Source organism: Micromonospora sp. NPDC023814, from assembly GCF_040639595.1.
Taxonomy (GTDB): Bacteria; Actinomycetota; Actinomycetes; order Mycobacteriales; family Micromonosporaceae; genus Micromonospora.
In genome coordinates this window covers 82331-94338 of record NZ_JBFAAF010000028.1, presented here as the reverse complement: position 1 = coordinate 94338, position 12008 = coordinate 82331, and the positions used below count along the sequence as shown (strand labels likewise).

Annotated in this window: 11 protein-coding genes and 1 pseudogene; all 12 read right to left on the bottom strand. The window is 72.3% G+C overall.

The window, feature by feature from the left end; genetic code table 11:
* Positions 1-145: 145 nt before the first annotated feature.
* The 12 genes and pseudogenes from AB0G14_RS17430 to AB0G14_RS17375 all read right to left on the bottom strand — a co-directional run bounded on the left by AB0G14_RS17430 (position 146) and on the right by AB0G14_RS17375 (position 11901).
* On the bottom strand, positions 146-562 hold the full coding sequence (locus AB0G14_RS17430) for an ATP-binding protein (protein WP_357698398.1): 417 nt from the start codon (positions 560-562) through the stop codon (positions 146-148).
* Between the two features lie 43 nt (positions 563-605).
* Positions 606-2087 carry an ATP-binding protein gene (locus tag AB0G14_RS17425; RefSeq protein ID WP_357698379.1) on the bottom strand — a complete coding sequence of 494 codons (1482 nt, stop codon included), beginning with the start codon at positions 2085-2087 and terminating at the stop codon, positions 606-608.
* Between the two features lie 118 nt (positions 2088-2205).
* Entirely contained in the window at positions 2206-2997 is a 792-nt protein-coding gene (locus AB0G14_RS17420; RefSeq protein ID WP_357698377.1) for a glycerophosphodiester phosphodiesterase family protein, read from the bottom strand.
* 9 nt (positions 2998-3006) lie between these two features.
* Positions 3007-3342 (bottom strand): rhodanese-like domain-containing protein, encoded by a 336-nt coding sequence (locus tag AB0G14_RS17415; RefSeq protein WP_357698375.1) that lies wholly within the window; start codon positions 3340-3342, stop codon positions 3007-3009.
* Between the two features lie 82 nt (positions 3343-3424).
* Positions 3425-4363 (bottom strand): LCP family protein, encoded by a 939-nt coding sequence (locus tag AB0G14_RS17410; protein ID WP_357698396.1) that lies wholly within the window; start codon positions 4361-4363, stop codon positions 3425-3427.
* A gap of 225 nt (positions 4364-4588) precedes the next feature.
* Positions 4589-5782 carry an LCP family protein gene (locus AB0G14_RS17405; RefSeq protein ID WP_357698373.1) on the bottom strand — a complete coding sequence of 398 codons (1194 nt, stop codon included), beginning with the start codon at positions 5780-5782 and terminating at the stop codon, positions 4589-4591.
* 235 nt (positions 5783-6017) lie between these two features.
* The gene (locus tag AB0G14_RS17400; protein ID WP_357698371.1) at positions 6018-7265 is read right to left on the bottom strand and encodes an LCP family protein; all 1248 of its coding nucleotides are present in this window, start codon (positions 7263-7265) and stop codon (positions 6018-6020) included.
* 78 nt (positions 7266-7343) lie between these two features.
* Positions 7344-8321, bottom strand: a complete 978-nt coding sequence (locus tag AB0G14_RS17395; RefSeq protein ID WP_357698369.1) for a UDP-glucuronic acid decarboxylase family protein — start codon at positions 8319-8321, stop codon at positions 7344-7346.
* An 84-nt stretch (positions 8322-8405) separates the two neighbouring features.
* Complete coding sequence (locus AB0G14_RS17390) at positions 8406-10079, bottom strand: cation acetate symporter (protein ID WP_357698367.1); 1674 nt, start codon at positions 10077-10079, stop codon at positions 8406-8408.
* Positions 10057-10428: a DUF485 domain-containing protein gene (locus AB0G14_RS17385; protein ID WP_350702596.1), complete on the bottom strand. Its 372-nt coding sequence runs from the start codon at positions 10426-10428 to the stop codon at positions 10057-10059. The genes AB0G14_RS17390 and AB0G14_RS17385 overlap by 23 nt, the downstream gene beginning before the upstream one ends.
* Positions 10429-10740: 312 nt before the next feature.
* A pseudogene (locus AB0G14_RS17380) lies at positions 10741-11271 on the bottom strand (flavin reductase family protein); the annotation flags it as partial.
* Between the two features lie 141 nt (positions 11272-11412).
* On the bottom strand, positions 11413-11901 hold the full coding sequence (locus AB0G14_RS17375) for an SRPBCC family protein (protein WP_357698364.1): 489 nt from the start codon (positions 11899-11901) through the stop codon (positions 11413-11415).
* Positions 11902-12008: the final 107 nt, after the last annotated feature.

Sequence of the window (12008 nt, the reverse complement as noted above, 5' to 3'; positions counted from 1 at the left end):
GACGCCGCCACCAGGCCCGCGCACGCTGGTTCCACCAACGCACCCGACTGAACCGCGACTACGCCCTGGTCAGCTAACAAATGGCGGCTGCCGTACTAGAGGCCGCAGCCGGCCGGCGTGGGCAGGACCCGCCTGTCGGGGACGGTCAGCCGGCCACGGCCAGGTCCGACCGGGTGACGTCGGCCGGGTCGAACTCGGCCCACACGCTCTGGCCCAGGCCGTCACGCTCGACGCCCCAGCGGTCGGCCAGCCCCGCGACGATGTGCAGGCCGCGGCCGTCGACGGCGTCCGTGTCGGCCACCCGCATCCGCGGGCCCGCGGCGGCGCCGCCGTCGGTGACCCGGATCTGCACCTGCTGGCCGGCGGCGGAGCTGCGCACTCGCCAGGCCACCCGGACCACCCCGCCGGGCAGCGGGTCGGCGTGCCGGACCGCGTTGCCGACCAGCTCGGCCAGGACCGCGACCAGGTCGGCCAGGAGCGGCGGGGGTACGACGCCGGTCAGCTCGTCGGCGAGCCGGTGCCGCGCCAGCCGCGCCCCCGTGGCGTGGTGGGGCACCACCACGCACCATGCCCGTTCGGCAGCTCCCGTCGACACCTTCGCCCCTTCACGCCCCGCCGCCCGTCGCCGGTCCCCCGCGCGGCAGCCGCACCTCTGCGACCGTACCGCCACCGGCCCTCGGCCGGAGGAATACCCATCCATTCTGCTGTTCAACGATCCGGCGGACGAGATAGAGACCGAGACCGGCCCCGGGATAGCGGCGGCGGTCGCCCGACTCCCCCTGCCAGAACCGGTCGAACGCGCGCTCCACGTGCTCCGGCCGGATGCCGATGCCGCGGTCGCTGACCCGGAAGGAGACGGTCGCCCCGTCCGCGTCCGCGCTGATCTCGACGGGGGAGCCGGGCGGGGAGTACTTGCCGGCGTTCGTGCACAGCTCCGTCAGCACGGTGGCCAGGCTGGGCCGGTGGCCGAGCGCCCTGGGCAGGTTGGCCGGGAGGCGGAGGACGAGCCGGTGCCGCAGCTCCGCCGGCAGGTCGGTCACCGTCGCGCGCAGCGCGTCGCCGAGGTCGTACGGGGCGGGCGGCTCGTCGCCCGGGCCCGGCTCGGCGGCGGCGGAGAGCAGCCGGTCGACCAGCCGGGCCAGCTCGTTGGCGCGCTGCCCGATGACCCGGGCGGCCTGCCGCCGGTCGGTCTCGGTCAGCGACTCCCAGTGGTCGGTGAGCGTGTCGGCGTAGCCCTTGATCACGGTCACCGGCGTACGCAGCTCGTGGCTGGTCACGGCGACGAAGAGGTCCCGGTCGTGGTCGCGCCGCTGCTGGTCGGTGATGTCGCGGAAGGTCACCACGTGCAGGGTGCCGGGGCCGGGCAGCTCCCCGGAGGTGATCTTGAGCCAGCGGCCGTCCGGCAGCCGGTGGTCGAGCACCTGCCCGGACGGCGGCAGCGGGAAGGGCAGCGGCCGGTTGAGCGCCTCGGCCGCGGAACGGCCGGTGACCTGGGCGGCGGCCGGGTTCCAGAGCCGCACGTGCCCGTCCCGGTCGACCACGGCCAGCCCGTCCGCCAGCGCCGCCACCACCGGGCCGTCGCCGTGCACCGGCAGCCCGGTCTGGTCGCCGTACATGTGGGCGATGCAGGAGGCGATGTAGCCCATCGCGTCGTGCCGGCCGGCGTCCCGCGTCCCGTCCTCGCCCGGGTAGAGCGCGTGCAGGCTGCCGACGGTCAGCCCGCCGACCTCCGCGCGGGCGACCACCATCCGGAGCAGGCCGCGTGCGGCCAGCTCGCCGGCGAGCCTGCCGGTGAGCCGGTCCGTCCGGACCTGGCGTACCCGGGTGCCGGAGAGCAGGCAGGCGACGGCCGGGTCGTCGGGCGGGACGGGGCGGCCGATGATCCACTCGACGGCGCCGGCGGCGGCGATCACCCGGCCACCGGTCGGCGTGAACTCGACGAAGGCCATGCCCGCCGCGTCGAGCGCGGGCCGGACCACCCGGAGAAGTTGGGTGAGGACGGGGACGCCGGCGCCGCCGGAGTTGATCGAGTCGATCACCGCGGTGCGGCCGGCGATGAGAGCGGAGAGGTCGGTACGCTCCGGCATGCCCCGAGTGTGCCCCGACGGTCGGTTTCCGGACACCCCTGCCCGGCCGGATCCCGCCCACCGGTCCGGGCCGCCCGCGTCGGGCCGGGCGGGCCGGGGACGCGGTTCGGGCGCGCGGTCAGCGGCCCAGGTGGGCCAGCGCGTGCGCCGGCCGGTCGGTGATGATGCCGTCCACTCCGGCGGACAGGACGAGGTCCAGGTCGGCCGGCTCGTTGACGGTCCACACGTAGACCTGGTTGCCCGCCGCCCGCAACGCGGGCACGAGCTGCGGGCGGGCCCGCACCAGCGCCACGCCGGGCCCGGCGATCCGGGCGCCGAAGGGCAGCCGCCCCGCCCGCAGCCAGGGCGGCAGCACCTCCAGCAGCAGCACCGTGGGCAGCGCGGGGGCCAGCTCCCGCGTCCGGCGTACGGCCAGCGCGGAGAACGACATGACGGTGACGCGTACCGGATCGTCCGGTTTCGGCTCGGTCAGGCCGTACCGGCGCAGCAGCGCGACGAGCCGGCGCTCGACGTCGCCGCCGTAGCGGGAGGGGTGCTTGGTCTCCACGAGCAGCCGGACCGGCCGCCCGGCGGCGAGCACCGCGTCCAGCAGCCGCTCCAGGGTGAGCAGCCGGGTGTGCGACTCGTCCAGCACCTCGTCCCCGTCGGCGGGCACGCAGCGGGGGTGCCAGGAGCCGAAGTCCAGCGCCTCCAGCTCGGCGAGGGTACGCGTGCTCACCAGGCCCTGGCCGTTGCTGGTGCGGTCGAGCCGGCGGTCGTGCACGCAGACCAGGTGCCCGTCCCGGGTCAGCCGGACGTCGCACTCCAGCCCGTCCGCACCCTCGTCGAGGGCGCGCAGGTAGGCGGCGAGGGTGTGCTCGGGCAGGTCGTACGAGGAGCCGCGGTGCGCGAAGACCAGGGGTGCGCCCATCCCGTCCGCCTAGAGGACGTGGCCCGGCTGCCCGTTCCCGCCGACGACGGGTCTCCCGGCGGCGGCCCACTCGTCCATCCCGCCCGCGACGTTGCGCACCTGGTCCCAGCCGTTGCGCATCAGGTACGCGACGACCTGGGCGGAGCGCCCGCCGGAGCGGCAGATGACGGCGACGTCGCGGTCGGCGGGCACCTCCGCGATCCGGGCCGGCAGCTCCATCATCGGCAGGTGGTGTGCGCCGGGAGCGTGGCCGGCGGCCCACTCGTCGTCCTCCCGGACGTCGAGCAGGTAGGCGTCGTCGGCGATCTCGGGCACGGTCACGGTGGGAACCTGGGGTCCGAACACGCGCCAAGCCTAGAACCTCGCCCGCCGACCGTCGGCGGGCGGTCGGTGCGGCCGGGTGCGGCCGGCGGCGGCATCCCGCACGTCACAGTCGGGTGACCCACCGGGGGTTGGCCCGGGCCCACTCCGGCACCCGGGTGCCGCGGACCGCCTCGAACAGCCCGTTCCCGCCGTTGTCGAGAACCACGTACGACACCTGGTCGATGGTCTGCGGGTGGGAGGGCACCTGCACGCCGCGCAGCGCGTCGGCCGGCAGGTCGCGCAGCGCGAGGACCAGGTCCTCCAGCGGTACGCCGTTGGTGTCCACGGTCAGCGAGCTGCCCACCGCCCGGATCACCTGGTCGAGCTTGACGGGATTGGTCCGCAGCGACGTCTCGCTCGTGCGCTCCAGCAGGGCCCGGAGCAGTTGCTGCTGGTGCGTCTGTCGGTCGTAGTCACCGCCGGGCAGGTCGTAGCGTTGGCGGACGTAGTCCAGCGCCTCGCCGCCGTCCATCTGCTGGCAGCCGGGGTGGAAGACCCGGTCGGTGTGGATCGAGCGGACCTCGGTGTCCACGCACATGCGTACCCCGCCGAGCAGGTCGATGACCTTGCGGAAGCCGGAGAAGTCGATCAGGGCCGCGCCGTCGAAGCGGATCCCGGTCAGCCGGGCGAGGGTGGCCGAGAGCAGCCGGGTGCCCGGCTCGCCGCCCCCGCCGTGCTCGTACGCCGCGTTGACCTTGTCCTGCCCGCCGCCGAAGCCGTTGCCGGGCGGGATGGCGACCAGCAGGTCCCGGGGGACGGAGACGAGGTACGCCTCGCGCCCGCCGGCCGGCACGTGCACGATGAGGATGCTGTCCGACCGGCGGTCCGCCGCGCTGCCGCTCTGCCACCGGTCGGTCCCCACGAGCAGGTAGTTCAGCGGCCCGTCGGGGTCGGTCCGCTCCCGGCGGGCGGTGGGGTCGAGCAACTGCTCCCGCACCACGGTGCGCTCGTACCGGTCGCCGAGCACCCGGAGGCCGACCACGGCGAGCCCGGCCAGCAGCACCACGGCCAGGCCGAGGCCGAGCAGGACGCGGGGCCAGCGGGCGCGGCGCGGCCGGGCGGCCCGGGCGTCGGCCCCGGCCCGATCGTCGCGCGCCGATCTGGACGTGACTCCTCCCCGCGGCCGTACGTGAATCTCTCTCACGTCAGGCTACGGGCGGCTCCGTGCTCCCGGGCCGCTTCACCGAATTTGCCCGGCCGCCGCGCGCTCGGGCGGGCCGGGCCGGCGCTAGGTGCGGCTGGATATCACTTGAGGGTTGGCGAAGACGAACTCGGCCAGTTTGTCCTGCTTGACCGCGCCGAACATGTCCAGCGTCTCCTGGCTCAGCGTCTCCCGGCTGCCGTCGCCGTGGAAGGTGCCGCCGTTGGTCTTCAGCATGACCAGGTCGTTGCCGGTGACGCCGCGCATCGTGAAGATGAAGTCCGCGACGGGTACCCCGCCGGCGTCGAGGATGAACGCCTTGCCGGCCGCCTTGATCAGCTCGTTGAGCTTGAGCGGGTTGGTCAGCGTGCCGTTCTCCGTGGCCTTCTTCGCCATCGCCTTGATCAGCTGCTGCTGGTTCTGCTGGCGGTCGTAGTCGCCGTTCTTCAGGGTCTTGCGCTGGCGGGAGTAGTCCAGCGCCGCCCAGCCCTCCATCTCCCGGCAGCCCTTCTTGTGCACCACCGGGGTCATCCGCTTGCCGGTCTTCTTGGCGTCCGCGTTCCACATCGGCTTGCCGTCGACGTACGACATGTGGATCGACGTGACCTCCTGGCTCACGCAGATGCGCACCGAGCCGAGGGTATCGATGATGTTCTTGAAGCCGCCGAAGTTGATGATCGCCATGCCGTCGAAGCTGACCCCGGTCAGCTTCTTGATGGTCTTGGCCATCAACTGCGCGCCGCCCTCCCAGCCGCCCCCGTTCCGGGCGCCGAACTGGAACGCGGCGTTGATCTTGTCGGTCCCGTGGCCCGGGATCTCCACCTCGGTGTCGCGCGGGATCGAGATCATGTACGCCTGGTCGTGCGTCGCAGGAATGTGCAGCACGATGATGCTGTCCGCCCGGACGTCGTCGGCGGCCCACCGCTCCCGGGCGTCCACGCCGAGGAGCAGCATGTCGATCGGGCCGTCCAGGTTGGCACCGCCCTCGGCGTCCGACTTGCCCGCGTCGCCCAGCAGGTTGCGCTGGGCGATGCTGCCGGTGGCCTTGCTGATCAGGGCCTTGCTGCCGACGATCGCGACGCCGCTGGTCATCATCAGCACGGCGCCGAGGATCAGGGTGAGTCGGGCCCAGAGCGGGTCCATGCGGCGCGACCGCTTCTTCGCGGGCCCGCCGCCTGTCTTCCCGCCCTTCCCGGGCCGGGTCGGGGTGGTCGTGGCGGCCCGCGCCGGGCCGCCGGGGGACTCCACCGCCGGAGGGCGACGGCTGGTCTGAACCGGCATGCGTGCTCCAGCTCGCGTGATCAGGGGGCGGGATCACTGTACGGACGCTTTCCCGTCCTGGGTAGTTCGTCGGGACGTCAATTGGCGTTGTCCCCGCCGTCATTCAGGAAAACTGTCCAAACGTCCAGATCGATACGACCGGTCGGCCGTTGGCTCACAGGAAACGCGAAGCCGGCCCCCGACCCGCGACGACGTCCGTCGATCACGGTGGGGGCCGGCGTCGATGCGGAGCGGGTCAGCTCCCGGTGCCGTCGGCCTTCTGGTTGGCCTTCACCCACGCGGTCATGGTGTCGGCGGACATCGCCTTGTACATGGCCAGCGCCTTCTCCTTGTCCGAGACCACCACGGATTCCCCGTTGATGGTCTGGCTGCCGACGTGCGGGCTGGTCACGAAGGTGAGGTTCTCGCCCCGCAGGTTGCGGAACTGCACCGCCATGTCGACCAGCGAGAAGCCCTCGTCGACGGTGACCGCGGCGGTCACCGACTTGAGGAAGTCGTTCAGCTGCTTCGGATTGGTCAGCGTGCCCGTGCTCGCCGCCTTGTCCATCAGCGCGCGGAGGAACTCCTGCTGGTGGCGCATCCGGGCGAAGTCGCCGTCCGGGAACTGCTTGCGCTGCCGGATCCAGTCCAGCGCCTCGGCGCCGTCCATGTGGTTGGTGCCCTTGGTGAAGGTCCGGTACGGCTTGTGGATCGAGGTGATGGTCCGTTCGACCTTCAGGTCGACGCCGCCCAGGGCGTCGGTGACCTGCTTGAAGCCGGCGAAGTCGATCGCCATCACGTGGTCGAGCCGCACGTCGGTGAAGCACTCCACCGTCCGGACGGCCAGCGGCAGCCCGCCGAACGCGAACGCCGCGTTGATCTTCCCGCGTTGGCCGGAGCCGCACTCCGCGTTCGCGCCCTCGGGGATCGGCACGTAGAGGTCGCGGGGGATGGAGACCAGGTAGGCCTGCTGGTGGTCGGACGGGATGTGCATCACGATGATCGTGTCGGCCCGCCACTTGCTGGACTGGTCCACCGGGGCGTCCGGGTCCCGCGAGTCGCTGCCGACCAGCAGGATGTTCAGCGCGCCGTCCACCGCCTTGGCCGGCCGGCCGCCGGTGATTTCGGAGAACGGGTCGGTGCGGGCCAGGTCGTCGTTCAGGCTCCGGGCGTAGAACCAGGCGCCGGCCCCGCCCAGGAGCGCGAGCACCAGCACGGCGACGCCGGCCACCAGGCCGATCCGGCCCCACCGGGGACGCGCGCCGCGCCGCCCCGGGCGGTAGGGGCCGCCGGGACCGCCCGGTCCGCCGGGGTCACCCGGGCCACCCGGACCCGACGGGCCACCCGGGCCGCCGGCCCGCGCCTCGTCTGTCGACGGGTACCAGCGGGCCTCGGTCGGCCGGGCGCGACCCGCGGTGTCCCGGCCGGAGCCGGGCACCGACGCGCGCCCGGCGCTGCGGTGCAGGTACGGGAGCGGGACACCGGCGGGCGTGGTCGCTGACATGTAACTCAGGGTACGTACGACCGGCCACTGTCGCCTCCAGGCGAAGCCGGCGTTTGCCGGCGTCGCCCGGGCGGTCGGTTACCCTAGCCGCTCGCGGAAGTACTCGATCGTGCGCCGGAGGCCGTCTTCGGGCGCCACGGTCGGCTCGTAGCCGAGCAGTTCACGGGCGAGGGTCAGGTCGGGGCGGCGCATCTCCGGGTCGTCGGCGCTGCGCGTGATGTAGGTCACCTCGGAGCTGCTGCCGCAGAGGGACACGATCGTCTCGGCGAGTTGCCGCATGCTCATCTCGTGCTCGGTGCCGCAGTTGATCGGCCCCGTCTCGCGGGAGTCGAGCAGCAGCAGGATCCCGCGGACCAGGTCCGCCACGTAGCAGATCGAGCGGGTCTGGTTGCCGGTGCCGTGCACGGTGATCGGCTCCCCGCGCAGCGCCTGGGAGATGAACGTCGGGATGGCGCGGCCGTCGTCCGGCCGCATCCGGGGGCCGTACGTGTTGAAGATCCGGACGATCGCGGCGTCCAGCCCACGGCTGCGGTGGTAGGCCATGGTGGCCGCCTCGGAGAAGCGCTTCGCCTCGTCGTAGACGCTGCGGATGCCGATCGGGTTGACGTTGCCCCAGTACGTCTCGCGCTGCGGGTGCTCCTTCGGGTCCCCGTACGCCTCGGAGGTGGAGGCCATCAGGAACCGGGCGCCGTCGGCGACCGCGCGGTCCAGCAGGTGCAGGGTGCCCACCGAGCCGACCCGGAGGATCTCCACCGGGAGCTTCTCGAAGTCCGTCGGGCTCGCCGGGGAGGCCATGTGCAGGATGGCGTCGAACCGCTCGGCCATGGCCGGGTGGTGGGTCGGCAGCCCGTCGGAGATGTCGGCCTCGACCAACGTGAACCTCGGCTCGTCCGTCAGGTGGGCGACGTTCTCCTTGGACCCGGTGACGAAGTTGTCCAGGGCGACCACCGTGCAGCCGCGGGCGATCAGCGCGTCGACCAGGTGTGACGGTACGAAACCGGCGCCGCCGGTGACGAGGACGCGGTGACCGGTTCCGAAGCGCGCAGCAACGTTCATGCCGGTCAGCCTACCCATCGCCCCGATCCCGCACCGGGCGTGGCGGGAGGGCCCCCGGTGCCGGGGGCCCTCCATCGGGTGGGGTCAGTGGGCGCCGGCGCCGGTGAGTGCGCGCACCTCCAGCTCGGCGTACTTCTCCTCGTCGTGCTCCCTCGAGATCACGGTCCCGAACCAGCCGCACAGGAAGCCGAACGGGATGGAGAGGATGCCCGGGTTGGACAGCGGGAACCACTGCCAGTCATGGTTCGGGAACATCGAGGTGGGCACCCCCGAGACCACCGGCGAGAAGAACACCAGCAGGACGGCGGAGAGCAGGCCGCCGTAGATGGCCCAGACCGCGCCCGAGGTGTTGAACCGCTTCCAGAACAGGCTGTAGAGGATCGCCGGCAGGTTGCCCGAGGCGGCGACCGCGAAGGCGAGCGCCACCAGGAAGGCCACGTTCAGGTTCTGCGCGTAGATCGACAGGACGATCGAGATCGCGCCGATCACCAGGGCGGAGACGCGGGCGACCCGCACCTCCTGCCGCTCCGACGCCGCCCCGTTCTTGATCACGTTGGCGTAGAAGTCGTGCGCCAGGCTCGACGAGGAGGCGAGGGTCAGGCCGGCCACCACGGCCAGGATGGTGGCGAAGGCGACCGCCGCGATGATCGCCAACAGGGTTGCCCCGCCCAGGTCGCCGCCGAGGAAGTCGATGCCGAGCGCCTCGGCGAGCTGCGGGGCCGCCGTGTTGCCCGCCTTGTCCTGGGCGGTGATCGCCTCGCTGCCGACCAGGGCCGCCGCGCCGAAGCCGAGGGCCAGGGTCAGCAGGTAGAAGGTGCCGATGATGCCGATCGCCCAGAGCACGCTCTTGCGGGCCGCCTTGGCGGTCGGGACGGTGTAGAAGCGGATCAGGATGTGCGGCAGGCCGGCCGTGCCGAGCACCAGCGCGATGCCGAGCGAGAGCAGGTCCATCTTGCTGTAGAAGGTCTTCAGCGCGTCGCCGGGCGTGTCGACGCCGTACCGCAACCCGGGTTCCAGGAAGGCGCTCCCCTTGCCGGAGGCGGCGGCGGCATCGCCGAGCAGCGACGACAGGTTGAACTTGTAGTGCGCCAGCACCAGCACGGTCATCACCAGCGCGCCGCCCATGAGCAGGAACGCCTTGACGATCTGCACGTAGGTGGTGCCCTTCATGCCGCCCACCGTGACATAGATGATCATCAGGGCGCCGACCATGATGATGGTGGCGACCTTGGCGGTGTCCGCGTCCATGCCGAGGAAGGTGGTGCCCGGCTTGATGCCGAGCAGCAACGCGACCAGGGCGCCCGCGCCCACCATCTGGGCCAGCAGGTAGAAGATCGACACGGTGATGGTGGAGACCGCCGCGGCGGTACGCACCGGGCGCTGACGCATCCGGAAGGCCAGCACGTCGGCCATCGTGTAGCGGCCGGAGTTGCGCAGCAGCTCCGCGACCAGCAGCAGGGCCACCAGCCAGGCGACCAGGAAGCCGATCGAGTAGAGGAAGCCGTCGTAGCCGTAGAGGGCGATGATGCCGGCGATGCCGAGGAACGAGGCGGCCGACATGTAGTCGCCGCCGATCGCCATGCCGTTCTGGAAGCCGGAGAAGGACCGTCCGCCGGCGTAGAAGTCGGTGGCGGTCTTGGTCTGCCGGCTGGCCCAGATGGTGATGGCCAGGGTCACCGCCACGAAGACCAGGAACAGGGTGATGGTGAGGTTGCGGGCCGTGGTGCTGCCCGCCTCAGCCGCGAGGACCGTGTTCATGCGTCACCTCCCCGATCTCGGCGCGGATCCGGTCGGCGACCGGGTCGATCCTCCGGTCGGCGAACCGGGAGTAGAGCCAGGCGATCACGAAGGTGGAGACGAACTGGAGCAGGCCGAAGACGAGGGCGACGTTGATGTTGCTGCCGAACAGCTTCGTGCCCATGAAGTCCCGCGCGTACGCGGACAGGATCACGTAGAGCGCGTACCACAGGAAGAACGCGACGGTCATCGGGAAGACGAAGCCGCGCAGCGCGCGACGCAACCCGGCGAACTCGTCCGACCGTTGTACGGCGAGGTACCGGTCCGCCGCTGACGCGGAGGGCGCGGACGCAGGTGTGTCCGTGGACATTTGTGGATCACCACCTTCACAGGCGTCGGGGTTTTCGCGCACGGTAGAAAGCGCGCTCCCCGCCGGGGAAGGCTGAGATCGACGCCGGTCGGCGGCTGCGCCGAACGGCACGGTGGCTGCGCCGAGTGACGCAGCTCACTCCGTTGAACGGTCGTCGGGGTCGAACCACCGGCCGGACACCGGTCCCGTCTCCGGACCGGTGTCCGCCGGTCACGACGAGCCACGAACCGGTGGCCGGAGCCGGGTGGTCCGCAGCCAGTCGTCCGGAGCCGGGTGGTCCGCAGCCAGTCGTCCGGGACGCGCCGGTCCTCGTCAGGTCAGCTCGCGGTACCGGCCCCGGTAGTGCAGCAGCGGATCCGTCTCCCCGGTCAGCTCGACGGCCTCGATGGTGGCCTCCACCAGCAGGCCCCAGCCGTACTCGCGGGCGGCGTCGAGCCGGCACCCCGCCCAGCCCCCGGCGTCGGTCGGCACCGGGCCGTAGGGCGTGTCGGTCCACGCCCCGGTGGCGAAGAGACCGCCCGGCGACGGGAAGAGGCCGGCGAACCGGTCGGCGAGCTGCCGGTGCGACGGGTTCAGCGGGGCCACCGCGAAGCGGCCGGCGGACTCGACCGCCGCCCACAGGTCCGACTCCGGGTCGACCAGGCCGAGCAGCCGGTCCGGCTCGCCCTCCGCCATCAGCGTCGACGACACCGTCAGGCCCGCCGGCCCCGGCGCCGTCCAGAGGGTCACCGGCGAGGCCAGCCGGCCCCGCAACCGGCGTACGGGGGAGCGCTGCCCGGCGGGCACGGCGAACGGATCGGTGTGGTGGATCTCGGCGCCCGGCTCATGATTCACGTGAAACATTGTGCCGGGTCACCCCGATGATCAGTTGATGGAGAACCGGTGCCCAGCGCCGTCTGCGCCTGGTTTTCCATCAACTGATCATCGCCACCCGTGCGGGTCGGCCGGGCATTCCTGATTCGGGCTGAGGCGTACCCCTGCTGCTCAGTCGGTGAGGGCGCGGCGGGCGGCGGCCAGCACCTCGGGGTCGGTGCAGCCGGCGGCGTAACCGGCGATCCGGCGGCGGATGTCCCGGCGGAGCAGCCAGACCCCGATCCGGTCGGCGACCGGACGTAGGAATGCCGGACGACAGCGGAAGCTGTACCGCCAGGTGGCGACCGTCCACCCCGGCTTGGACGCGGGCGCGAAGCGCCAGCCGCCGGCGAACATCTCGAAGAACCGCGGGCCACTCACCATCTTCATGCCGACGTGGCTCGGTGGCGCCCAGGAGACGTACTCGCTGACCATGGTCAGCCCGTGTCGGGAGCGGGTGAAGGTGCGAACGCCCTTGCCGGGACGGGTCGCCCCGTCGACGAAGTGCTGCTCGCGGACGAACGGGTCCCAGCGGTAGCGCACCGGCGCGGTGGTCTGCGAGACCGCGAAGGCCAACTCGGGTGGCACCGGCACGGTCGCCACCGCCTCGACGACGGGCATCCGGCCATAGTGCCGCCGCCCGGCAAGCCCCCGGCGCGGCGGCGCGGCTCTGCCCAGCACAACCCGGGTGGGCGGTGCAGGTTGCAGCCGATCGAGGGTCGCCTTCG